The 20,762-nt window shown below is 65.3% G+C and carries 27 protein-coding genes; 21 read left to right on the forward strand and 6 right to left on the reverse strand.

What is annotated here, in order from left to right; all coding sequences use genetic code 11:
- The 13 genes from ACYZGB_RS21990 to ACYZGB_RS22050 all read left to right on the forward strand — a co-directional run.
- On the forward strand, positions 1 to 188 hold a 188-nt coding region (locus ACYZGB_RS21990; protein WP_462391050.1), incomplete at its 5' end, for an EF-Tu C-terminal domain-related protein.
- A gap of 26 nt (positions 189 to 214) precedes the next feature.
- Complete coding sequence (rpsJ, locus tag ACYZGB_RS21995; protein WP_005796953.1) at positions 215 to 526, forward strand: 30S ribosomal protein S10; 312 nt, start codon at positions 215 to 217, stop codon at positions 524 to 526.
- Between the two features lie 225 nt (positions 527 to 751).
- Positions 752 to 1,426 carry a 50S ribosomal protein L3 gene (gene rplC, locus ACYZGB_RS22000; RefSeq protein WP_462391052.1) on the forward strand — a complete coding sequence of 225 codons (675 nt, stop codon included), beginning with the start codon at positions 752 to 754 and terminating at the stop codon, positions 1,424 to 1,426.
- Positions 1,426 to 2,046: a 50S ribosomal protein L4 gene (gene rplD, locus ACYZGB_RS22005; RefSeq protein WP_008906425.1), complete on the forward strand. Its 621-nt coding sequence runs from the start codon at positions 1,426 to 1,428 to the stop codon at positions 2,044 to 2,046. Before rplC ends, rplD begins: the two co-directional genes overlap by 1 nt.
- Positions 2,043 to 2,357 carry a 50S ribosomal protein L23 gene (gene rplW / locus ACYZGB_RS22010; RefSeq protein ID WP_007847815.1) on the forward strand — a complete coding sequence of 105 codons (315 nt, stop codon included), beginning with the start codon at positions 2,043 to 2,045 and terminating at the stop codon, positions 2,355 to 2,357. Before rplD ends, rplW begins: the two co-directional genes overlap by 4 nt.
- A gap of 2 nt (positions 2,358 to 2,359) precedes the next feature.
- Positions 2,360 to 3,184 carry a 50S ribosomal protein L2 gene (rplB, locus tag ACYZGB_RS22015; protein ID WP_007847814.1) on the forward strand — a complete coding sequence of 275 codons (825 nt, stop codon included), beginning with the start codon at positions 2,360 to 2,362 and terminating at the stop codon, positions 3,182 to 3,184.
- Between the two features lie 10 nt (positions 3,185 to 3,194).
- Positions 3,195 to 3,470 (forward strand): 30S ribosomal protein S19, encoded by a 276-nt coding sequence (gene rpsS / locus ACYZGB_RS22020; protein ID WP_010467177.1) that lies wholly within the window; start codon positions 3,195 to 3,197, stop codon positions 3,468 to 3,470.
- A 9-nt stretch (positions 3,471 to 3,479) separates the two neighbouring features.
- Positions 3,480 to 3,812, forward strand: coding sequence for a 50S ribosomal protein L22 (gene rplV / locus ACYZGB_RS22025; protein WP_005796970.1), 333 nt, complete (start codon positions 3,480 to 3,482; stop codon positions 3,810 to 3,812).
- Positions 3,813 to 3,827: 15 nt separating this feature from the next.
- Complete coding sequence (gene rpsC, locus ACYZGB_RS22030) at positions 3,828 to 4,709, forward strand: 30S ribosomal protein S3 (protein ID WP_462391053.1); 882 nt, start codon at positions 3,828 to 3,830, stop codon at positions 4,707 to 4,709.
- A gap of 2 nt (positions 4,710 to 4,711) precedes the next feature.
- The gene (gene rplP, locus ACYZGB_RS22035; RefSeq protein ID WP_015012190.1) at positions 4,712 to 5,128 is read left to right on the forward strand and encodes a 50S ribosomal protein L16; all 417 of its coding nucleotides are present in this window, start codon (positions 4,712 to 4,714) and stop codon (positions 5,126 to 5,128) included.
- Positions 5,129 to 5,144: 16 nt separating this feature from the next.
- Positions 5,145 to 5,339 (forward strand): 50S ribosomal protein L29, encoded by a 195-nt coding sequence (gene rpmC, locus ACYZGB_RS22040; RefSeq protein WP_008906429.1) that lies wholly within the window; start codon positions 5,145 to 5,147, stop codon positions 5,337 to 5,339.
- A 9-nt stretch (positions 5,340 to 5,348) separates the two neighbouring features.
- Positions 5,349 to 5,618, forward strand: coding sequence for a 30S ribosomal protein S17 (gene rpsQ / locus ACYZGB_RS22045; protein WP_063460171.1), 270 nt, complete (start codon positions 5,349 to 5,351; stop codon positions 5,616 to 5,618).
- 183 nt (positions 5,619 to 5,801) lie between these two features.
- Complete coding sequence (locus ACYZGB_RS22050) at positions 5,802 to 6,311, forward strand: redoxin family protein (RefSeq protein ID WP_462391056.1); 510 nt, start codon at positions 5,802 to 5,804, stop codon at positions 6,309 to 6,311.
- Position 6,312: 1 nt separating this feature from the next.
- On the opposite strand, the gene ACYZGB_RS22055 is transcribed toward ACYZGB_RS22050, so the two are convergent.
- The 3 genes from ACYZGB_RS22055 to ACYZGB_RS22065 all read right to left on the reverse strand — a co-directional run bounded on the left by ACYZGB_RS22055 (position 6,313) and on the right by ACYZGB_RS22065 (position 9,386).
- On the reverse strand, positions 6,313 to 7,911 hold the full coding sequence (locus ACYZGB_RS22055; RefSeq protein WP_462391057.1) for a reverse transcriptase domain-containing protein: 1,599 nt from the start codon (positions 7,909 to 7,911) through the stop codon (positions 6,313 to 6,315).
- Positions 7,912 to 8,157: 246 nt separating this feature from the next.
- Positions 8,158 to 8,649: a GNAT family N-acetyltransferase gene (locus ACYZGB_RS22060; RefSeq protein WP_462391058.1), complete on the reverse strand. Its 492-nt coding sequence runs from the start codon at positions 8,647 to 8,649 to the stop codon at positions 8,158 to 8,160.
- 56 nt (positions 8,650 to 8,705) lie between these two features.
- Positions 8,706 to 9,386 (reverse strand): cytochrome b/b6 domain-containing protein, encoded by a 681-nt coding sequence (locus ACYZGB_RS22065; protein WP_462391059.1) that lies wholly within the window; start codon positions 9,384 to 9,386, stop codon positions 8,706 to 8,708.
- Positions 9,387 to 9,544: 158 nt separating this feature from the next.
- On the opposite strand from ACYZGB_RS22065, the gene ACYZGB_RS22070 reads away from it, so the two are divergent.
- Entirely contained in the window at positions 9,545 to 10,000 is a 456-nt protein-coding gene (locus ACYZGB_RS22070) for a c-type cytochrome (RefSeq protein ID WP_462391061.1), read from the forward strand.
- A gap of 260 nt (positions 10,001 to 10,260) precedes the next feature.
- On the opposite strand, the gene ACYZGB_RS22075 is transcribed toward ACYZGB_RS22070, so the two are convergent.
- The gene (locus ACYZGB_RS22075) at positions 10,261 to 10,764 is read right to left on the reverse strand and encodes a TlpA disulfide reductase family protein (protein WP_462391062.1); all 504 of its coding nucleotides are present in this window, start codon (positions 10,762 to 10,764) and stop codon (positions 10,261 to 10,263) included.
- A gap of 133 nt (positions 10,765 to 10,897) precedes the next feature.
- Here ACYZGB_RS22075 and ACYZGB_RS22080 point away from each other — a divergent pair, with 133 nt between their 5' ends.
- From ACYZGB_RS22080 to ACYZGB_RS22105, 6 genes are all read left to right on the forward strand, one after another.
- On the forward strand, positions 10,898 to 11,431 hold the full coding sequence (locus ACYZGB_RS22080) for a hypothetical protein (RefSeq protein WP_462391063.1): 534 nt from the start codon (positions 10,898 to 10,900) through the stop codon (positions 11,429 to 11,431).
- Positions 11,428 to 12,693, forward strand: a complete 1,266-nt coding sequence (locus ACYZGB_RS22085; RefSeq protein ID WP_462391065.1) for an MFS transporter — start codon at positions 11,428 to 11,430, stop codon at positions 12,691 to 12,693. The genes ACYZGB_RS22080 and ACYZGB_RS22085 overlap by 4 nt, the downstream gene beginning before the upstream one ends.
- A gap of 86 nt (positions 12,694 to 12,779) precedes the next feature.
- Positions 12,780 to 13,232, forward strand: coding sequence for a PTS sugar transporter subunit IIA (locus tag ACYZGB_RS22090; protein ID WP_462391079.1), 453 nt, complete (start codon positions 12,780 to 12,782; stop codon positions 13,230 to 13,232).
- The gene (locus ACYZGB_RS22095; protein ID WP_462391067.1) at positions 13,201 to 13,470 is read left to right on the forward strand and encodes an HPr family phosphocarrier protein; all 270 of its coding nucleotides are present in this window, start codon (positions 13,201 to 13,203) and stop codon (positions 13,468 to 13,470) included. Before ACYZGB_RS22090 ends, ACYZGB_RS22095 begins: the two co-directional genes overlap by 32 nt.
- 127 nt (positions 13,471 to 13,597) lie before the next feature.
- On the forward strand, positions 13,598 to 15,355 hold the full coding sequence (gene ptsP, locus ACYZGB_RS22100; RefSeq protein ID WP_462391069.1) for a phosphoenolpyruvate--protein phosphotransferase: 1,758 nt from the start codon (positions 13,598 to 13,600) through the stop codon (positions 15,353 to 15,355).
- A gap of 55 nt (positions 15,356 to 15,410) precedes the next feature.
- The gene (locus tag ACYZGB_RS22105; RefSeq protein ID WP_462391071.1) at positions 15,411 to 16,652 is read left to right on the forward strand and encodes an MFS transporter; all 1,242 of its coding nucleotides are present in this window, start codon (positions 15,411 to 15,413) and stop codon (positions 16,650 to 16,652) included.
- A 48-nt stretch (positions 16,653 to 16,700) separates the two neighbouring features.
- Here the strand turns inward: ACYZGB_RS22105 and ACYZGB_RS22110 are convergent, their stop codons facing one another.
- On the reverse strand, positions 16,701 to 17,534 hold the full coding sequence (locus tag ACYZGB_RS22110; protein ID WP_462391073.1) for a DMT family transporter: 834 nt from the start codon (positions 17,532 to 17,534) through the stop codon (positions 16,701 to 16,703).
- Between the two features lie 86 nt (positions 17,535 to 17,620).
- Positions 17,621 to 18,358 (reverse strand): AraC family transcriptional regulator, encoded by a 738-nt coding sequence (locus ACYZGB_RS22115; RefSeq protein WP_462391075.1) that lies wholly within the window; start codon positions 18,356 to 18,358, stop codon positions 17,621 to 17,623.
- Positions 18,359 to 18,513: 155 nt separating this feature from the next.
- Here ACYZGB_RS22115 and ACYZGB_RS22120 point away from each other — a divergent pair, with 155 nt between their 5' ends.
- Entirely contained in the window at positions 18,514 to 20,670 is a 2,157-nt protein-coding gene (locus ACYZGB_RS22120; protein WP_462391077.1) for a type I secretion system permease/ATPase, read from the forward strand.
- Positions 20,671 to 20,762 lie beyond the last annotated feature (92 nt).

Consider the following 20,762-nt stretch of genomic DNA (forward strand, 5'->3'; position numbering starts at 1 on the left):
TCCGCACGACCGACGTGACTGGCGCCATCGAGCTGCCAGCCGACAAGGAAATGGTCATGCCTGGTGACAACGTGTCGATCACTGTGAAGCTGATCAACCCCATCGCCATGGAAGAAGGTCTGCGCTTCGCTATCCGCGAAGGCGGCCGCACGGTGGGCGCTGGCGTCGTGGCCAAGATCATTGCTTAATCCATAAGCAGAACAAGGAACTTGCCATGTCCAAGCAAAAAATCCGCATCCGCCTGAAGGCTTTCGATTACAAGCTGATCGACCAGTCTGCTGCCGAGATCGTTGACACCGCCAAGCGCACCGGCGCCATCGTCAAGGGCCCCGTGCCCCTGCCAACGCGCATGAAGCGTTTCGACATCCTGCGTTCGCCCCACGTCAACAAGACGTCGCGCGACCAGCTGGAAATCCGCACGCACCAGCGTCTGATGGACATCGTGGACCCAACGGACAAGACCGTTGATGCCCTGATGAAGCTCGACCTGCCTGCTGGCGTGGACGTCGAAATCAAGCTGCAGTAGTCCCGGAAGGCTGGTCCGCAAGGGCCAGCCCGATGGTTTGCAACGCGGACTTGCTTGAAAAAGCAGTCCGCGTTATACTTTAGGGCTTCGCCTTTCTCGCGCCTGCAAAGTTGCGGGGTTTAGGTGGAGTTTTATTAACCTTCTTTCACGCGCTGGCGCGCAAGTGCTGAGCAAAAACGCTGAGGCCAATTGAAGTCGCAGCGGTGAGAGTTTTGGAGAAAACCAATGAGTCTGAGCAACTCCCTCGGGTTGCTGGGTCGCAAAGTGGGCATGATGCGTCTGTTCACCGATGATGGGGACGCAGTGCCTGTCACGGTGGTGGATGTGTCCAACAACCGCGTTACCCAGATCAAAACCCAAGAGAACGATGGCTACGTGGCCCTGCAGGTCACGTTCGGTTCGCGCAAAGCATCGCGCGTGACCAAGCCAGAAGCCGGCCACCTTGCCAAGGCAGGTGTGGAAGCCGGTGAAATCATCCAGGAATTCCGCGTGACCGCTGAAACCGCTGGCAAGTATGCCGCGGGTGCTGCTGTGCCCGTGGCGGATGTGTTTGCCGTGGGCCAGAAGGTCGATGTGCAAGGTGCCTCGATCGGTAAGGGCTACGCCGGTACCATCAAGCGCCACAACATGGCCTCGCAGCGCGCGTCGCACGGTAACAGCCGTTCGCACAACGTGCCCGGCTCCATCGGTATGGCGCAAGACCCCGGTCGCGTGTTCCCCGGCAAGCGTATGACGGGCCACCTCGGCGACGTCACCAAGACCACGCAAAACCTCGATGTGATCCGCATCGACGAAGCGCGTCAACTGCTCTTGATCAAGGGCGCTATTCCGGGCTCCAAGGGTGGGTTCGTGACAGTGCGTCCAGCGATCAAGGCCAAAGCCTCCAAAGGAGCGAACTAATGCAGCTCGAACTCCTGAATGACCAAGGCCAAGGCGCATCCAAGCTGGATGTTCCTGAAACCGTGTTCGGTCGTGAATACAACGAAGATCTGGTGCACCAGATCGTGGTGGCCTACCAGGCCAACGCACGCCAAGGCACTCGCGCTCAAAAAGACCGCGAACAAGTCCGTCACTCGACCAAGAAGCCTTTCAAGCAAAAGGGTACGGGTAACGCACGTGCAGGTATGACTTCCTCGCCACTATGGCGTGGGGGTGGTCGGATTTTCCCGAACATGCCTGACGAAAATTTCACGCAGAAGATCAACAAGAAGATGTACCGCGCCGGTATGTCTGCCATCTTGTCGCAGCTGGCCCGCGAAGGCCGTCTGGCTGTGGTCGATTCGCTGAAGCTTGACTCCCCCAAGACCAAGGTCCTGGCCGACAAGTTCAAGGCGATGAACCTGCAATCGGTGATGGTGATTGCCGACGAAGTGGACGAAAACCTGTACCTGGCCTCCCGTAATCTGGTGAACGTGCTCGTCGTTGAGCCCCGTTACGCCGATCCCGTGTCGCTGGTCCGATTCAAGAAAGTGCTCGTCACCAAGGGCGCAATCGACAAACTCAAGGAGATGTTCGCATGAGCACGCTCAAGTTTGACGAAGGTCGTCTGATGCAAGTGCTGGTCGCTCCCATCGTGTCCGAAAAGGCCACCATGGTTGCTGAAAAGTCCAATGCTGTGACGTTCAAGGTGCTGCAGAACGCTACCAAGCCAGAAATCAAGGCCGCTGTGGAATTGATGTTCAAGGTCGAGGTCAAGGGCGTTTCCGTGGTGAACACCAAAGGCAAGACCAAGCGCTTCGGCAAGACCGTGGGCCGCCGCGACAATGTTCGCAAGGCATACGTCACGCTGCAGCCAGGTCAAGAGCTGAACCTGTCCGGGGAGGCTGCTTAATCATGGCCGTTATCAAGATGAAACCCACTTCGCCCGGCCAACGTGCCGTGGTGAAGGTCACGCGTGACCACCTGTACAAGGGTGAAGCATACGCCCCCCTGCTGGAGCCTCAGTTCCAGAAGGCCGGCCGCAACAACAACGGTCACATCACCACCCGTCACAAGGGCGGTGGCCACAAGCACCACTACCGTGTGGTGGATTTCAAGCGCAACAAGGACGGTATTCCGGCCAAGGTTGAGCGTATCGAGTACGATCCGAACCGTACGGCCCACATCGCTCTGGTGTGCTATGCCGACGGCGAGCGCCGCTACATCATCGCTCCCCGTAACCTGGAAGTGGGCGCAACCCTGCTGTCCGGTTCGGAAGCCCCGATCCGCGCTGGCAACACGCTGCCTATCCGCAACATCCCCGTGGGTTCGACCATCCACTGCATCGAGCTGAAGCCCGGTGCCGGTGCGCAGATCGCCCGCTCGGCTGGTGCTTCGGCAACCCTGCTGGCCCGCGAAGGCACCTACGCCCAAGTGCGCATGCGCTCGGGTGAAGTGCGCAAGATCCACATCGAATGCCGCGCCACCATTGGCGAAGTGGCCAACGAAGAACATAGCCTGCGCCAACTGGGCAAGGCCGGTGTGAAGCGCTGGATGGGTATTCGCCCAACGGTTCGCGGCGTGGCCATGAACCCGGTGGATCACCCTCACGGTGGTGGCGAAGGCCGCACCGGCGAAGGCCGCCATGCAGTCGATCCTTGGGGCAATCTGACCAAGGGTTATCGCACCCGTAACAACAAGCGCACACAGATCATGATCGTGTCGCGTCGCAAGAAGTAAGGGGTAACAGATGACTCGCTCTCTTAAAAAGGGTCCATTTGTTGACCATCACTTGCTGGCCAAGGTCGAAAAGGCCGTTGCCACCAAGGACAAGAAACCAGTCAAGACTTGGTCGCGTCGCTCCATGGTTCTGCCCGAGTTCATCGGTCTGACCATTGCCGTGCACAACGGCAAGCAGCACGTACCGGTCTATGTCACCGACCAGATGGTGGGCCACAAGCTGGGCGAATTCGCCCTGACGCGCACCTTCAAGGGTCACCCCGCTGACAAAAAAGCGAAGAAGTAAGGAACGACCATGTCTGAAACACGTGCAGTCCTCCGGGGCGTCCGTCTGTCGGTCGATAAGGGCCGTCTGGTCGCCGATCTGATCCGCGGCAAGAAGGTGGACCAAGCTCTGAACATCCTGACGTTCACGCAGAAAAAAGCTGCTGGCATCGTCAAGAAGGTTCTGGAGTCGGCCATTGCCAACGCCGAACACAACGATGGCGCTGATATCGACGAACTGAAGGTCAAGACCATCTACGTCGAACAAGGCACCACGCTCAAGCGCTTCACCGCGCGCGCCAAAGGCCGCGGCAACCGCATCAGCAAGCCCACGTGCCATGTGTACGTGACGGTTGGCAACTAAAGGCTCGGGAAGACTATGGGACAGAAAATCCATCCTACCGGCTTCCGCCTTGCGGTCAGCCGCAACTGGTCCAGCCGTTGGTACGCCAGCAACCGCGACTTCGCAGGCATGCTGGCCGAAGACATCAAGGTGCGCGAGTACCTGAAGGCAAAGCTCAAGAACGCGGCTGTGTCGCGCATCCTGATCGAGCGCCCCGCCAAGAACGCCCGCATCACCATTTACTCGGCACGTCCTGGTGTGGTGATCGGCAAGAAGGGTGAAGACATCGAGAGCCTGAAGAAGGAACTCGCTGCTCGCCTGGGCGTGCCTGTTGCAGTGAACATCGAAGAAGTGCGCAAGCCTGAAATCGATGCCAAGCTGATCGCCGACAGCATCACGCAGCAGCTCGAAAAGCGCATCATGTTCCGCCGCGCCATGAAGCGCGCCATGCAGAACGCCATGCGTCTGGGTGCCCAGGGCATCAAGATCATGTCGTCCGGCCGTCTGAACGGTATCGAAATCGCTCGCTGCGAGTGGTACCGCGAAGGCCGCGTGCCACTTCACACGCTGCGTGCGGACATCGACTACGGCACCTCTGAAGCCAAGACCACCTACGGTGTGATCGGCGTCAAGGTCTGGGTCTACAAGGGTGACACGCTGGGTCGTAACGACCTGCCAGCCGTGGAAACGCCTCGTCCAGACGAAGAGCGCCGCCCACGCGGCCCACGCCGTGATGGCCGCCCAGGTGGCGACCGTCCAGGCGCAGGCCGTGGCCCACGTCGTCCTGTCGGTGGCAACACCGCTCCGGCCGACGGCAGCGACAAGCCAGCGGAAGCTGGTGGCGCTGATAACACCGCCGTTAAGCGCGTACGCAAAGTCGCCGCGCCCGCTACAGCAGCGGACGGTAAAGGAGAATAACTATGCTGCAACCTGCTCGCCGTAAATACCGCAAAGAGCAAAAGGGCCGTAACACTGGTGTTGCAACGCGGGGTGCCTCCGTTGCCTTCGGTGATTTCGGTCTGAAGTGCACCGATCGTGGCCGTCTGACGGCCCGCCAGATCGAAGCTGCACGCCGTGCGATTTCGCGTCACGTCAAGCGTGGCGGCCGTATCTGGATCCGTGTGTTCCCGGACAAGCCAATCTCTACCAAGCCCGCAGAAGTGCGTATGGGTAACGGTAAGGGCAACCCCGAGTACTACGTGGCCGAAATCCAGCCCGGCAAGATCGTGTTCGAAATCGTCGGTGTGCCCGAAGAGCTGGCCCGTGAAGCGTTCCGCCTGGCTGCTGCCAAGCTGCCGCTGCGCACCACGTTCGTCAGCCGCCACCTGGGCGCGTAATTCAGGAGAACAAGCAATGAAGACTACTGAACTGCGCCAAAAAGACGTCGCCGGTATCGAAGCCGAAATCAAGGCGCTGCAAAAGGCCCACTTCGGCCTGCGCATGCAAAAGGCTACGCAGCAACTGGGTAACACCAACACGCTGCGCACCACCCGCCGCGATATCGCACGTGCCAAGACCATCCTTGCTGAAAAGCAAGCCGCCAAGTAAGGAGCCCCTATGACGGAAGCTAAAAAATCCCTCAAGCGCACCTTGGTTGGCAAGGTGGTCAGCGACAAGCGTAACAAGACCGTGACCGTGCTGATCGAGCGCCGTGTGAAGCACGAGCTCTACGGCAAGATCGTTGGCAAGTCGAGCAAGTACCACGCGCACGACGAAAATAACGAGTACAAGCTGGGCGACACGATCGAAATCACCGAGAGCCGTCCGCTCTCCAAGACCAAGAACTGGGTCGCGACCCGCTTGGTGCAAAAGGCCGGTCTGCTGTAATAAGCAGCGCTGCATTGAAGTCCGGGGCAAGTCCCCGGTCTGCAAGGCCCTTCAAAACGACCCACAATGTGGGTCGTTTTGCTTTGTGGGCCGTCTTTTTGGATGGCTCCGGCAAATTCCCGGCCCCCCCCGGGGTCCTCCGTTGACCCCTTCCACCATCTACCAACCCCCAAGGAGATAACAATGATCAAAGTCGGTGACACCCTGCCCGCCAGCACGCTGATGGAATATTCCGAAGTCGAGGGCGAAGCCTGCAGCATTGGCCCGAATCCCGTTCCGGTGGACAAGGCCACGGCGGGCAAGACGATTGCCCTGTTTGCGCTGCCTGGCGCTTTCACCCCCACCTGCTCGGCCAAGCATGTGCCCGGCTATGTCGAGAAGGCCGCCGAGTTCAAGGCCGCTGGCGTGGATGAAATCTGGTGCGTGAGCGTGAACGACGCCTTCGTGATGGGCGCCTGGGCGCGCGACCAGAAGACCGAGGGCAAGGTGCGCATGCTGGGCGACGGCGATGCGACCTTCGCCAAGGCCACCGGCCTCACCCTGGACCTGACGGGCAAGGGCCTGGGCCTGCGCAGCAACCGCTACTCGATGCTGGTGCGCGACGGCAAGGTGCTCACACTCAATGTGGAAGGCCCAGGCAAGTTCGAAGTCAGCGATGCGGACACGCTGCTGCAGCAAGCCCAGAAGGCCTGAGTTATCCCTTGTCCTGAGCCGCGTCAGTGAATCGGATGGCACCGAACAGCCGCAGGAGCTTGTCCCTGCGCATCGGTGCCAGCCACTGGCCAGCCCAGTGGATTTCTCCCTCCAGGCGCGCGCGCTCGCCCACATCCACCCCGGGCAGGCGCGCCAGCCGATGCAGCCGGGCCTTCAGGATGTCGAACTGCTCCCGGCTGTAGTTGGGGCGCTGGTTGACCACCAGCCCCGTGACGGATTGGCGCCGGTGGGCGGGCATCAGCCGGGTTTTGTCACCGCGCAGTGCAAAACCTTCGTCCTGCGCGATGGCGCCGACCCAGGCGCGCAGCGCGCCAAACTGGCCCTGCAGGTTCTGCGGGCCTGAAAACACCAGGTCATCCGCATACCGCGTGTAGCGCGCACCAAAGCGTTGTGCCAGCGCATGCAGCCGCAAGTCCAGCCCGAACGCACACAGATTCGCCAGAGCGGGTGAGGTGGGTGCCCCTTGGGGCAGATGGAGCTGCGCCAGCCGGGCGCTGTGGGCCCGGCGCTGCGCAATCGTCTGCGCCGAGGTCGGTGCCACTTCTTCCCACAGGCGCTCGCGGATAGCCGCCGGGGTGCGCGCGGTGGTCAGGCGCGTCAGCAGCTCGGCGGCAGGACGGCCATGCCCCAGCGCGCGCCACAGAGCCCGCACACGTGTGGCGTTGATGTGGGTGAAAAAATCAGCCAAATCAAAACGGACCACCACCGCCTGCCCGGCATGCACCTGCGCATGGCTGCCCACGCTGCGGCCCCGCACAAAGCCGTGCGCGGCCTCATGGACGGGGATGCCCGCCAGCAGGCGGTCCAGAATGCGGCGCTGGGCGGTGGCCAGGCGCGGGCGCGGGGCCTCCAGCAGGCGCAGGCCGCCGCTGGGTTTGGGTAGCAGGCGATAGCGGTAGTGCGATGCGGGCAGGGCGTAACCGCCCTGGGGTTCGCGCCAATGGCCATGTTCGGGCGCCAGCCACAGCAGATCCTCCAGGGGAACCTCCAGCAACTGGACCAGGTCCTGAGCGGTGGCCAGCACGGGGACGGAGCATTGGAGCGCGCGGCCCATCCAGGCGGGCGCTGGGCCTGCCGTGCCGGGGCGCAGCAGCCAGTGCAAGGGCCTGCCCATTTGGGGGCTGGCCCCCCAGGCGCGGAAACTCTGGGCGAGCTGGGCGTCGGTGCGCAGGTGCCACGGCGTGTCGGAGAGGTCGTCGCCGTCGCTCTCCTCTGGCGCCAGGAAGTCGATGTCGTCGTCTTCGGTGACCAGGTCCCCGTCTTCGTGCCACTGCCAGTGTGAAGTGGGATTGCGCACCCCGGCCTTGCGCCACCAGAAACCCCGGCACAGCCAGGTGGCGAGGTCTTCGGGCTCCAGCCGGGCCCATTCGGCTGCGGACACCGAGGACAGGCGGCGCAGCTGCTCAAACAGCACCTCGGGCAATGGTGGAGGGCCAGGCTCCGGGGCCGCATGGCCCAGGCAGTGCCCGGCTCGGGCCACGAGTGCGCGCAGGCTGCGGTGCCCGGGGCCGTCTGCATCGGCCAGCAGGGCCAATGCCAAGGCCTTGGCCAGGGCGCGGATGGGGGCCGACAGCGTCACGGCGCGGCGTTCAGAAAGAGGTTGGCCTGATACCAACCAGCGGGTTGGGCGCGAACACCATGCCACCGGTGGCAGGTGGTTCGCGCACCCGAATGTGCGCGTATGAGGAAAACACCGTGGGGCTGCCCCACGGCCCGAACCTGTGCAGGCTCGACATGCTTGGCACCAGGCCGCTGTGATTCTATGTGAACTATCAAATTAATAGCTGTCAGGGCTTATGGGATGCGCGCAAAGGCCTGAAAAAGCTCAAGAAATATCGACCTTGAGGTAATGCGCCCCGGCAATGGGGTTGTGGTAGTAGGGCGGAATCTCTTCAAACCCCAGATCGGTGTACAGCGCGCGGGCAGATTCCATGTCGTCCAGCGTATCGAGCAGCACGCAGGCATAGCCCGCCTGCCGGGCGCGGTCCAGCATGGCCTCGGCCAGCTCGCGCCCCAGGCCAAAACCCCGAAACGCCTTGCGCACATACAGACGCTTCATTTCGCTGGCGTTGGGGTAGTCGGCGGCATCCAGGGGGCGCAGGGCGCAGCAGCCCGCCACAGCACCTTCGACCTCGGCCACCAGCAGGGCGCCGCGTGGCTCAGAGTAGTCTCCCGGCAGCTGGGCGAGCTCGGCTTCGAAGCCCTGAAAACACAGGTCTACTCCCAGGGTGGTGGCGTATTCCCGAAAGATGTCGCGCACGGCGTCCAGCTCGGCGGGGGTGCTGGGGGTTCGCAGGGTGATGGAAGGCTTGTCCAAAACGCGAGGGGGCAAAACGATGGAAGCCGCAGTGTAGCGAGATCGACCGCAGCTCCTCAAAAGCCCGCGGCCATGGCCAGCGACGACACCCACCAGGCCAGGCCTGCACACAGGGCCAGCACCACCAGGGCCAGGGCGCGGGTCAGGGCGTCGTCGCGCGAGGGGGTGGCGGGCACGGACAGGGCCTTGTCGCCCCTCAGCATGGGGCGCACCAGGGTGTGCTTGCGCACGGCCACATAAAACAGCACGGCCAGCAGATGCAAGGCGACCAGCCCCAGCACGAGGTACTGGCCGATCTCCTTGTGATAGCCCGTGGCCTGGCCCACCACGGCGTTGGAGACAAAACGCGTGAGCGGGCCTGCAAAGGCGATTTCGTCATCGCTCAGCAGACCGGTGCCCACCTGCGCGCCCAGCACGGCCAGCATCGCAAACACCGACAGCGCGCCCAGCGGGCTGTGCCCGGCGTTGTCTTCGGGGTGTGCGTTGCCGCGCAGGTAACGCACGAGCCGGGCGGGTGAGTACAGAAACGCCGAGAAGCGCGACCAACGCCCGCCGACCAGCCCCCAGACCACCCGGAACACCAGCAGCGCCAGCACCGCGTAGCCCAGGCGAAAGTGCCACTCCATGGCGTTGCCGCCCACCTTGGCGGTGATGACCAGCGCCACGACACAAGCGGCCAGGGCCCAGTGGCAAATGCGGGTGGGAAGATCCCAGATGCGTACGGTGTGTTGCGTCATGGCGGCGATGGCGAGGGAAAAGGGAGGGAATGTGGGCGCATTGTGAAGGAGGCTGCGCCCGGCCGGAAGGGCCCCGGCCATGCGAAAACAGGCCTGACGCGGCATACTGCCAGCGGGCCCCAAGGTGGGCGCCCACCCCACGACAAAGGAAATCTCCCATGAAAGCACTTGCCGCATTTGCCATTACCGCCGCCACGCTGACCGTGTCGGCCCCCGCCTCGGCCCAGTTTGCCAAGGCCGAGGACGCCATCAAGTACCGCCAGAGCGCACTCTTCGTGATGGGCCAGCATTTTGGCCGCCTGGGCGCCATGGCCAATGGCCGCGTACCGTTTGACGCCAAGGCTGCGCAGGAGAACGCCGACGTGGTGGCCGAAATGGCCAAGCTGCCCTGGGCCGGTTTTGGCGCGGGCACGGACAAGGGTGCACCCACCAAGGCGCTGCCGGAGATCTGGACGGAGCAGGCCAAGTTCAAGGAGCATTCCGACAAGCTGCAGGCCGAGTCGGTCAAGCTGGCCGCCGCCGCCAAGACGGGCAACCTCGACAACCTCAAGACCGCGTTTGGCGCTGCAGCAGGCACCTGCAAGGCCTGCCATGACAGCTATCGCGCTAAATAGCGTCCAACCCCCTGAGCGGCTGCGCCGCTTCCCCCTTCTCTCGAATCGCTGAGCGATTCGGGAAGGGGGATGGCGCCAGCGCACGCAGGCGAAGCGCCGCCCACGCGGCTTGGCGGCCCTTGCGCGGCGTCCGCTGGTCTGGGCAGCGCCAATTGCGGACGCAATCTTGCAGAATTGATAGCTACTAGCGCTTGATTCATAAGCGCAAAAGGCCGATTTCGTATGAAATCGGCCTTTGTTTTTGCTCGGATTGCTGTGGCTCAGGTCTCGGCCAGCAGCTTCTCGATGAGCTGGTGCAGCTCGGGGAAGTTGGGCGCGCCCACGTAGGTTTTCACGATCTCGCCGCGCTTGTTGACGATGAAGGTCGAGGGGGTGAGGCGCACATCGCCCCAGGCCTTGGCCACGTTGCCGGTGTTGTCGATGGCCACCTTGAAGGGCAGCTTGCGGGTTTCGGCAAAGTTGACCACGTAGCTGGGCGGGTCGTAGCTCATGGCCACGGCCAGGGTCTCAAACCCCTTGGTGTTGTACTTGTTGTAGGTGGCGACGATCTCGGGCATCTCGGCCACGCAGGTGGTGCAGCTGGTGGCCCAGAAGTTCACCAGGGTGACCTTGCCCTTCAGGTCGGCGGTGGACTGGCTGCTGCCATCCAGCAGGACAAAGGTGGATGCAGGGGCTTCGGCGCGGCCCGTGGCCAGGTACACGTACGCGCCCACGGCCGCAAACGCTGCCACCGCCACACCTGCTGCCCAATGCTTGATCGCCATGATTTCACCATCCAGAAAGAACGAGGCTCTGAGGCCCACCCGGCATTGTGCCGGAGGGCTGGCCCAGGGGGTCGAGTCGGTCCACCCGCAAAAGTTCGGGCCGCTCTGCCGACGCTCTGTCGATAATGGGCCGATGCATAGGACATTGACCGGGGCGCTGGCCCTGCTGCTGGCGGGCTGCAGCCCCGCGTTGAACTGGCGCACCGTGCCCCTGCCTGAGGCGGGCCTCACCATCACGCTGCCCTGCAAGCCCGACCAGGCCACCCGCACCGTCGAGCTGGCCGGGGCGCCCGTGGCGCTGGCCATGGTGGGCTGCGATGCCGATGGCGCCACCTTTGCCGTGTCTCACGCGGCGCTGTCCGACCCGGCCCAGGTGGGTACGGCGCTCACCCACTGGCGCGCGGCGGTGCTGGCGCGCCTGGGGCCACAGGCAGCCGCTTCGGCGGCCGACACACCCTACACACCGCGCGGCGCCTTGCCGCTGCCACAGTCTGTGTGCACCGTGGCCCAGGGCCAGCGCGCGGATGGCGCGGCGGTCACGGCGCAGGCCGTGTGGTTTGCACGCGCGGCAGGCCCCGAGGTGCGGCTGTTCCACGCGGTGGTCTACAGCCAGAAGCCACGGCCGGAGGTGGCTGAGCAGTTTTTTGCCGGCCTGGCGCTGCCATGAGTGGCGTGTCGTCCGGTCTGTTGTCGCGGCGCTCGGCCGTCATCGTTTTCCTGGCCTTTGCGTTTGCCTACTTTCTGTCGGCGTTGGTGCGGGCCGTCACCGCCACGCTGGCGCCCACGCTGGCAGCAGAGTTTGCGCTGCAGGCGCGTGACCTGGGGCTGCTGGCCGGGGGCTACTTTCTGGGCTTTTCGGCCACGCAGCTGCCGCTGGGCACCTGGCTGGACCGCCACGGGCCCAAGAAGGTCGCGCTGGGGTTTCTGGGCGTGGCCGTGGTGGGTAGCCTGGTGTTTTCGGCAGCCACCGGGTTTTCGGGCCTGCTGGCCGGGCGCGTGCTGTGTGGTGCGGGCGTGAGCGCCTGCCTGATGGCGCCGCTCACGGGCTACCGCCGCTGGCTGGACCCCGTGGCCCAGATGCGGGCGAATTCGTGGATGCTGATGACCGGCTCGCTGGGCATGGTGGCGTCCACGCTGCCGGTGCAATGGGCCTTGCCGCTGGTGGGCTGGCGCCCGCTGTTCTGGGGGCTGGCGGTGCTGATTGCACTGTCGATGGTGGTGATTGCCCTCTGGGTGCCGGGCTTGAGCCCGGCAGGGCAGGCGAAGGCAGATTCCGGTGCCGCAGAGGCTTTACCCCAGGGCTATGGCGTGGTGTGGCGCCACCCCTACTTTCAGCGCCTCGCACCGCTGGGGTTCTTCTGCTACGGCGGCATGGTGGCCATGCAGACCTTGTGGGCCGGGCCGTGGATGCAGCGGGTGGCAGGCTATTCCGCCCTGGAGGCGGCCACCGGCCTGTTCTGGATCAACGTGTCCATGCTCTGCACCTTCTGGACCTGGGGCATGCTCAACCCCTGGCTGCTGCGCAAAGGGTTTGGTGCCGACCGGCTCATGGCCTGGGGCCTGCCGCTGTGCTCGGTGGTGCTGCTGGGCATCATCCTGGCCGGGCCGCAGGCCGGGGGCGGGGCCTGGGCGCTGTTCTGCGTGTCGTGCACCTTTGTGTCGCTGTCGCAGCCCGCCGTGGCCATGGCGTTCCCGCAGGCGCTGGCGGGGCGGGCGCTGTCGGCCTACAACCTGGTGATTTTTGTGGGCGTGTTTGTGGTGCAGTGGGGCATTGGCCTGGCTGTGGATGCCTTTGCGGGTGCAGGGCTGGCCACGGTGCCCGCGTTCCAGGCGGCCATGGCGGTGTACCTGGTGTGCAACGCGGGTGCCTATGCGTGGTTCCTGCTGCGGGGGCGGCGCCATAATGTGCTGCCAACCCCCACACCATGAAGACTTGCGCACATGCCGATGCAACAACGGGCCGCGTGCCTGTGACACGCGATGTGTTGATGCCCTGTATTGCGTAAGTCATGACCATGAGCCCCACCAGCATCCTCATCATTGCCCACGCCCCGCTGGCCCATGCGCTGCGCGAATGTGCCCTGCACGTGTTTGCCGACTGCGGCGACAGCGTGGCCGCGCTGGATGTGCAGCCCAACCAGCCGCCTGAAGAGTCGCTGGCCCAGGCGCGCATCCTGCTGGAGCAGCTGGGCACCGATTCCACCCTGGTGCTGACCGATGTGTTTGGCGCCACACCGTGCAACGTGGCGCAGCGCCTAGTGGATGGTGTGCACTCGCGCCTGGTCACGGGCGCCAACCTGCCCATGCTGCTGCGCGCCGTGAGCTACCGGGCCGAACCCCTCGACTCCGTGGTCAGCCGCGCGGTGGTGGGGGGCACCCAGGGGGTGATGCAGGTGGCCATTTCCGCGCCACAGAACCAGAACCGCCGTCACCGACATGATCAAGACCCGTACGACCATCAGCAATAAACTGGGCCTGCACGCCCGCGCATCGGCCAAGCTCACCAAGCTGGCTGGCAGCTTTCCCTGCGACGTTTTCATGAGCAAGGGCGACCGCCGCATCAACGCCAAGAGCATCATGGGCGTGATGATGCTGGCCGCCGGGCTGGGCTCCGAAGTGGAGTTGGAAACCCATGGCGACCGCGAGCAGGAGGCCATGGATGCCCTGCTGGCGCTGATCAACGACAAATTTGGTGAAGGGGAATGAACATGGCCCCCACGGTCGCGCACTGCGTGTCGCTTCCTGCCCCCCGAGGGGGCCCAGCCCGCCTTCGGGCGGCCGGGCGGCGGGCTGACGCGGCCCTTTTCGCACCTCTGTATCGGATCACACCACCATGACCTTCTCCGTCCACGGTCTCGCCGTCGCACGCGGTATCGCCATCGGCCGTGCCGTGCTGGTGGCATCGAGCCGCGTGGATGTGGCGCATTATTTTGTGGAGCCCTCCCAGGTCGAGGGCGAGATCGAGCGGGTGCGCCAGGGCCGAAACGCCGTGGTCGAGGAGCTGCAGCGCCTGCAGACCGACATGCCCGCCGACGCGCCGCACGAGCTGACCGCGCTGCTGGATGTGCACCTGATGCTGCTGCAGGACGAGGCCCTCACGGGCGGCGTCAAGCACTGGATCACCGAGCGCCTGTACAACGCCGAATGGGCGCTGACCACGCAGCTTGAAGTGATTGCGCGCCAGTTCGATGAGATGGAGGACGAGTACCTGCGCGAGCGCAAGGCCGACCTGGAGCAGGTGGTCGAGCGCGTCTTGCGCTACATGAAAGGCGTGGCCAGCCCCGTGGCGCCGCCCGCCAGCAGCCCGCGCCGCAAAACGCAGCAGGATTTGCTGCTGGACGACACGGTGGACGTGCCCCTGGTGCTGGTGGCGCACGACCTCTCGCCCGCCGACATGCTGCAGTTCAAGCAAAGCGTGTTCGCCGGCTTCGTCACTGACGTGGGCGGCAAGACATCGCACACCGCCATCGTCGCGCGCAGCATGGACATTCCGGCCGTGGTGGGCGCGCGTGCGGCCAGCCAGCTGGTGCGCCAGGATGACTGGGTCATCATCGACGGCGATGCAGGCGTGGTCATCGTCGATCCTTCGCCCATCATCCTGGCTGAATACGGCTTTCGCCAGCGGCAGGTGGAGCTGGAGCGCGAGCGCCTGGCGCGCCTGCGCCACACGCCCGCCATCACCATCGACGGCCACAAGATCGAGCTGCTGGCCAACATCGAGCAGCCTGGCGACGCCGCCGCCGCCGTGCGCGCAGGTGCCGTGGGCGTGGGCCTGTTCCGCAGCGAATTCTTGTTCATGGGCAAAAGCGGCAATCTGCCCGGCGAAGACGAGCAGTACCGCGCCTACTGCGAGGCCATCGACGGCATGCAGGGCCTGCCGGTCACCATCCGCACCATCGATGTGGGCGCCGACAAACCGCTGGACAACAAGGCCCACAAGGACAACTACCTGAACCCGGCCCTCGGGCTGCGTGCCATCCGCTGGAGCCTGGCCGACCCGGCCATGTTCCGCACCCAGCTGCGCGCCGTGCTGCGTGCGGCCGCGCATGGCAAGGTGAACCTGCTGTTCCCCATGCTCGCGCACACGCACGAGATCCAGCAGACGCTGGCGCAGGTCGATCTGGCCCGCGCCGAGCTGGACGCGCGTGGCGAGCCCTACGGCCCGGTGCAGCTGGGCGCGATGATCGAGGTGCCCGCCGCTGCGCTCATGGTGCGCACCTTCCTCAAGTATTTCGACTTCCTCTCGATCGGCACCAACGACCTGATCCAGTACACCCTGGCCATCGACCGTGCCGACGAGGCCGTGGCGCACCTGTACGACCCGCTGCACCCCGCCGTGCTGCGCCTGGTGGGCGATGTGATCGCCGAAGGCGAACGCCAGGGCAAAAGTGTGTGCGTGTGCGGCGAAACGGCGGGCGACGTGACCATGACGCGCCTGCTGCTGGGCCTGGGCCTGCGCAGCTTCTCCATGCACCCCGCGCAGATCCTGGCCATCAAGCAGGAGGTGCTGCGCGCCGACACCCGCAAGCTCGCGCCCTGGGCGCAGCAGGTGATTGGTGGCGAGGAGCCTGCCACGCTGCTGGTTTCTTAAGTTAAATCAAAATTGATAGCATTCAAGGCATGCTGATCAGGCGCAGAGGCCCGATTTGACTCATATTTCTGCGCCCGCTGCAGACGCCTCCCTCATCGACTCGCGCCAGGCCCTGCAGCGCCTGCTGGCCACGCTGGGCCTGGTGGTGCTGGGCAACAGCAGCATGTACGTGGTGTCGGTGGTGCTCCCGGCCGTGCAGGCCGAGTTCGGCGTTGGCCGCGCCAGCGCCTCGCTCCCATACACGCTGATGATGGTCTGTCTGGGGCTGGGCGGCTTGCTCACCGGCAGGCTGGCCGACCGCCACGGCCTCACGCCCGTGCTGTGGCTGGGCGCGCTGGCCGTGCTGGGCGGTTTTGTGGGCGCGGCGTTCTCCGGCAGCATCTGGGCGTTTGGCATCGCGCATGCGGTGATGGGTTTCATTGGCAGCTCGGCCACTTTTGCGCCGCTGCTGGCCGACACCGCGCTGTGGTGGAACCGGCGGCGCGGCATTGCGGTGGCGGTGTGTGCCAGCGGCAACTACGTGGCAGGCGCCCTTTGGCCGCCCATCGTGCAGTACGGCATCGACACCATCGGCTGGCGGCCCACCTACATGGCGCTGGGCGTGGTCTGCGGCCTGGGCATGCTGGCCCTGTCGCTGCGCATGCGCCAGCGCCCGCCCGCCATCCAGGCGGCGGCAGAGGGCGCACATGCCATGCCCGTGGACCGCACCCGCCCCTTTGGCCTGGCACCGGGCATGGCGATGGCGCTGCTGTGTGTGGCGGGCGTGGCCTGCTGCGTGGCCATGGCCATGCCCCAGGTGCACATCGTCGCCTACTGCACCGACCTGGGGTTTGGCGCCGCCCAGGGCGCGCAGATGCTGTCGCTCATGCTGGCCTGCGGCATCGTGAGCCGCCTGGTCTTCGGGCTCATCTGCGACCGCATCGGCGGCATCCGCACCCTGCTGCTGGGTTCGGCGCTACAGGGTGTGGCGCTGCTGCTGTTCCTGCCCTACGACGGGCTGGTGCCGCTGTACATCATCTCGGCGTTGTTCGGCCTGTTCCAGGGCGGCATCGTGCCGACCTACGCCATCATCGTGCGCGAGTACTTTGCGCCCGCCCAGGCCAGCGTGCGCGTGGGCGCTGTGATCATGGCCACGCTGGTGGGCATGGCCTTGGGCGGCTGGCTGTCGGGCTGGATCTTCGACATCACCGGCAGCTACCACGCCGCGTTTGTGAACGGCATTGGCTGGAATCTGCTGAACTTGTCCATCACCGGCTGGCTTTTTCTGCGGGTGCGCAAAAATAATCAAAACCGATAGCTATCAAGCCATGATGGACGCGCGGTAGCGGCCAATTTTGTTTGAATTTCAGTGGGCCCGCATGCCCATGATGGCCGCGCCAATGATCATCACCGTCGCCAGTGCAATGCTGGCGCTGAACTGGCGCCCGCTCACCACGATCAGCAACGCGGTGGAGGCCAGGGGCGTGATGTAGCTCAGGATGCCGATGTGCCGCGCGTCGCCCAGCTTGAGCGCCTTGTCCCACAGGAAAAACGACGCACCCAGCGGCCCCAGGCCCATTGTGACCAGCAGCGCCCAGTCGCGCGGCTGCAGGCTGGCGGCGGGCTCCAGCGCCACATGGCACAGCAGCGAGAGCACGCCCGAGACCAGCCCGAACAGCCCGATGGCCGTGGTCGGGAAGGTAGCCACGCGCTTGGTCAGCAGCGAATAGGTGCCCCAGATGAAGGCGGCGGCCAGCGCGGGCAGATAGCCCCAGGCCAGGGTGCCGCTCAGCTCGCGCCCACCGGCAATGGCAATGGCCGCCCCCCCAAACCCCAGCAGCGCCGCCAGCACATGGGGCAGGCGCAGCGCCACGCCAGGCAACACCACGGGCGAGAGCACCACAATGAACAGCGGCCAGAGGTAGTTGACCAGGTTGGCCTCCACCGGCGGCGCATGGCGCAGTGCGATGAACAGCAGGAAGTGGTAGGCGAACAGGCCGTACACCCCCAGAGCCAGTGTGCGCAGCGGAATGCGCCACTGCGACGGATCGCGCATCACAAAAGGCCAGGCCGGCACGCTGCCGATGATGAGCGCCACGCCGGTGAGCAGGAATGGCGGGACATGGGTGAGTGACACCCCCAGCGAGGCGAGGGAGGCCCACAGCGCAATGGCGCCCAGGGCATAAAGGTTGGCTTGCATGGGCCGAGCTTACGCGCGCCGGTCGTCGCGCAATGGCGGCTGATCGTCGTGCGCCAGGGGGTGCCCGGCGTCAATGCGTCAATGCGTCAAGGATTGAGGGTGCGGCGCAGGGCCGCCGTCAGGGCCGAGGGCGAGCGGTAACCGGTGCGCCGCGCCACTTCGGCCACCGCCATGCCCGTGCCACGCAGCAGCCGCGCGTGCGCCAGACGCTGGCTGCGCAGCCAGGCCATGGCGCCCATGCCCTGGTCGTCCCGGCAGCGGGCGGCAAACTGGCTGGGGCTCAGGTGCACCTGCGCCGCCAGGTCGGCCACGGTCAGCTCGGTGTGCCACTGCCGCGCCGCCCATTGCTGCAGCGCAGGCCAGTCGATGGGGCGGCGGCGGGTAGTCAATGGGTTGGCAGTTATCGCGGCAAGGCTTGCCGTGGGCCCGCCCATTTGCCCATCGGCCAGCCAGGCCTCGCGCAGCAAGGCGGGGCCATGGGCCAGGGCCAGCGGTCGGCCCTGCTGCAGCGCGCTGGCCAGGTAGTGCGCCAGGGGCAGCGCCTGGGCAGGAGGGGGCACTGCACCGCGCGGGCCTGCACAGAGCGCCCAGGCCGGGTGGGCGCTGTCGAGCACCAGGCACAGGCTGCCCCCCGCAGACTCGAAATCGTGCCGGTCCCCCGGGGCAATGACACAGCCCCCGCCGGTGGCCACCCGCACGCCGCGCCCTTCCACCTCCAGCTCCAGCGCACCCGACAGCCCCAGAAGGATCTGGAAGTGGTCGTGGCTGTGGCTGCCAGGCGAGGCGCCGTAGCGGCGCAGGGAGAGCAGGTCTGGGGTGTCCATGGGGGCGGTCCGATCCCGGATTTTGCTGCAACCGGCGCCCCAGGCTCCAGAGGGGCGCGGCCGGGGCGGGTGCTCACGAGGCTGCCATTTAGTGCTTCGCGGTTTGAATTTATGTTGCTAGAGTGAATTCAAACATTAAGCAACAAGGAATTCATATGGTTTCAAATGCAGGTGTGGCACCGCCTGCAGAGCTTGCAGGGGGCAGTTCCGACGAGTTGTTGTCGTGCCTGCTTATCGTGGCCAAGGCCCACGGCCTGCCGTCCACTGCCGAGGCGGTGATGGCAGGCCTGCCCGCTGACAACCACCGGCTCACGCCCAGCCTATTTGCACGTGCGGCGCGCCGGGCGCACATGAGCAGCCGCCTGGTGCGCGAGCCGCTGGCGCGGGTCAAGGATGTTTTGTTGCCTGCGGTGTTGCTGCTGCAGGGCGACCGTGCCTGTGTGCTGCTGGGCTGGAGCGAGGACCGCAGCGAGGCGCTGGTGGTGCTGCCTGAGCTGGGGGATGCGCCCATCCAGGTGTCGCGCGCCGCGCTGGAGGCGGACTACCTGGGCACCACGGTGTATGTGCGTCCGTCCCAGCGTTTTGATGCGCGGGCGCCGCAGGTGAAGGCGGGGCGGCATGGACACTGGTTCTGGTCCGTGCTGGCAGAAAACCATGGCCTGTACCGCGATGTGCTGCTGGCCGCGCTGCTGGCCAACCTCTTCGCGCTGGGCATGCCCATTTTCACGATGAATGTGTACGACCGCGTGGTGCCCAACAATGCGGTGGACACCCTGTGGGTGCTGGCGCTGGGGCTGTCCATCATGCTGGTGGGCGACTTGGTGCTGCGCACGCTGCGGGGGCGTTTTGTGGACCTGGCCAGCAGCCGCGCAGACGTGAAGCTGTCGGCCCACATCATGGAGAAGGTGCTGGGCACGCGCATGGAGCAGCGGCCCGCGTCGGCGGGCTCGTTCGGGTCGAACCTGCGGTCCTTCGAGTCGGTGCGGGATTTCATCAGCTCGGCCTCGGTGGTGGCGTTCATCGACCTGCCCTTCGCGTTGATTTTTGTCGTGGTGATCGGCTGGATCTCCTGGCCCATGCTGATTCCGTTGCTCATCGGGGCCTCGGTGATGCTGCTGTATGCCCTGGCGGTGCAGGGGCGCATGCACGAGCTGTCCGAGACCACCTATCGCGCGGGAGCGCAGCGCAACGCCACCCTGGTCGAAGCCCTGGTCGGTTTTGAAACCGTGAAGGCGCTGGGCGCCGAGGCACCGCTGCAGCGCAAGTGGGAGCGCAGCACGGCGCTGCTGGCGCGCGTGGGCGTGCAGCTGCGCCTGCTCTCGGCCACGGCCAGCAACAGCTCGGCCTTCCTGCAGCAGCTCATCAATCTGGTGATCGTGATCCTGGGTGTGTACATGATTGGCGAGCGCCAGCTCACCATGGGCGGCCTGATCGCCTGCACCATGCTGGCCTCGCGCGCCATGGCGCCGGTGGCGCCGGTGGGGCAGGTGGCGGGGCTGCTGGTGCAGTACCACACGGCGTCCACCGCGCTGACCTCGCTGAACGAAATGATGAAGCGCGAGGTGGACAGGCCCGAGGGGGCCAATTTCATCAGCCGGGGGCGGCTGCAGGGGGGCATCGAGTTTCGCGACGTGAGCTTTACCTACCCGGGCCAGCAGTCGGCGTCGCTGCGCAATGTGACGCTGAACATCAAGCCCGGGGAGCGTGTGGCCATCCTGGGGCGTATCGGCTCGGGCAAGACCACGCTGCAGAAGCTGATCCTGGGGCTGTACCGGCCCACATCGGGTGCGGTGCTCATCGACGGGATCGACCTGCGCCAGCTGGACCCTGCCGAGCTGCGGCGGCAGATGGGCTATGTGCAGCAGGATGTGATGCTGTTCTATGGCTCGCTGCGCGAGAACATCACGCTGGGCGCGCCGCTGGCGGATGACGCCTCGGTGGTGCGCGCCGCCGAGATCGGGGGCATCCTGCCCCTGATCAATGCCCACCCGCAGGGCTTTGACATGCTGGTGGGGGAACGCGGTGAGTCTCTGTCCGGGGGGCAGCGCCAAGGGGTCTCGATTGCGCGTGCCGTGATCAACGACCCGGCCGTGCTGCTGCTGGACGAGCCCACTTCGTCCATGGACCATTCGAGCGAAGAAGACATCAAGCGCCGCCTGGCCGATTTCTCCCAGGGCCGCACGCTGGTGCTCATCAGCCACCGCACATCGCTGCTGGCGCTGGTGGACCGCATCATCGTGATGGACGCTGGCCGCGTGGTGGCCGATGGCCCCAAGGAGGAGCCTGTCAGATGTTTTGTGTGTGAGGCATAGCATGTCAACAAGGAGCATGAATGCCACGCAAGACGAAGACGACCGCAGCGACGGACAAGGCGGCGCAGCCGCAATTCTCAGCCGAGCTGCTT

The sequence above is a fragment of the Acidovorax sp. Q11 genome (assembly GCF_054950075.1).

Coding starts and splice junctions, on each gene's coding strand:
- rpsS (WP_010467177.1), top strand. CDS start 3,195: ATGACTCGCTCTCTTAAAAAGGGTCCATTTGTTGACCATCACTTGCTG.
- ACYZGB_RS22075 (WP_462391062.1), bottom strand. CDS start 10,764: ATGGCGATCAAGCATTGGGCAGCAGGTGTGGCGGTGGCAGCGTTTGCG.
- rplW (WP_007847815.1), top strand. CDS start 2,043: ATGAGCACGCTCAAGTTTGACGAAGGTCGTCTGATGCAAGTGCTGGTC.
- ACYZGB_RS22070 (WP_462391061.1), top strand. CDS start 9,545: ATGAAAGCACTTGCCGCATTTGCCATTACCGCCGCCACGCTGACCGTG.
- ACYZGB_RS22120 (WP_462391077.1), top strand. CDS start 18,514: ATGGTTTCAAATGCAGGTGTGGCACCGCCTGCAGAGCTTGCAGGGGGC.
- ACYZGB_RS22115 (WP_462391075.1), bottom strand. CDS start 18,358: ATGGACACCCCAGACCTGCTCTCCCTGCGCCGCTACGGCGCCTCGCCT.
- rpsJ (WP_005796953.1), top strand. CDS start 215: ATGTCCAAGCAAAAAATCCGCATCCGCCTGAAGGCTTTCGATTACAAG.
- rplP (WP_015012190.1), top strand. CDS start 4,712: ATGCTGCAACCTGCTCGCCGTAAATACCGCAAAGAGCAAAAGGGCCGT.
- rplV (WP_005796970.1), top strand. CDS start 3,480: ATGTCTGAAACACGTGCAGTCCTCCGGGGCGTCCGTCTGTCGGTCGAT.
- rplB (WP_007847814.1), top strand. CDS start 2,360: ATGGCCGTTATCAAGATGAAACCCACTTCGCCCGGCCAACGTGCCGTG.
- rpsC (WP_462391053.1), top strand. CDS start 3,828: ATGGGACAGAAAATCCATCCTACCGGCTTCCGCCTTGCGGTCAGCCGC.
- rpsQ (WP_063460171.1), top strand. CDS start 5,349: ATGACGGAAGCTAAAAAATCCCTCAAGCGCACCTTGGTTGGCAAGGTG.
- ACYZGB_RS22050 (WP_462391056.1), top strand. CDS start 5,802: ATGATCAAAGTCGGTGACACCCTGCCCGCCAGCACGCTGATGGAATAT.
- rplD (WP_008906425.1), top strand. CDS start 1,426: ATGCAGCTCGAACTCCTGAATGACCAAGGCCAAGGCGCATCCAAGCTG.
- ACYZGB_RS22090 (WP_462391079.1), top strand. CDS start 12,780: ATGAGCCCCACCAGCATCCTCATCATTGCCCACGCCCCGCTGGCCCAT.
- ACYZGB_RS22065 (WP_462391059.1), bottom strand. CDS start 9,386: ATGACGCAACACACCGTACGCATCTGGGATCTTCCCACCCGCATTTGC.
- ACYZGB_RS22085 (WP_462391065.1), top strand. CDS start 11,428: ATGAGTGGCGTGTCGTCCGGTCTGTTGTCGCGGCGCTCGGCCGTCATC.
- rplC (WP_462391052.1), top strand. CDS start 752: ATGAGTCTGAGCAACTCCCTCGGGTTGCTGGGTCGCAAAGTGGGCATG.
- ACYZGB_RS22080 (WP_462391063.1), top strand. CDS start 10,898: ATGCATAGGACATTGACCGGGGCGCTGGCCCTGCTGCTGGCGGGCTGC.
- ACYZGB_RS22095 (WP_462391067.1), top strand. CDS start 13,201: ATGATCAAGACCCGTACGACCATCAGCAATAAACTGGGCCTGCACGCC.
- ACYZGB_RS22110 (WP_462391073.1), bottom strand. CDS start 17,534: ATGCAAGCCAACCTTTATGCCCTGGGCGCCATTGCGCTGTGGGCCTCC.
- rpmC (WP_008906429.1), top strand. CDS start 5,145: ATGAAGACTACTGAACTGCGCCAAAAAGACGTCGCCGGTATCGAAGCC.
- ptsP (WP_462391069.1), top strand. CDS start 13,598: ATGACCTTCTCCGTCCACGGTCTCGCCGTCGCACGCGGTATCGCCATC.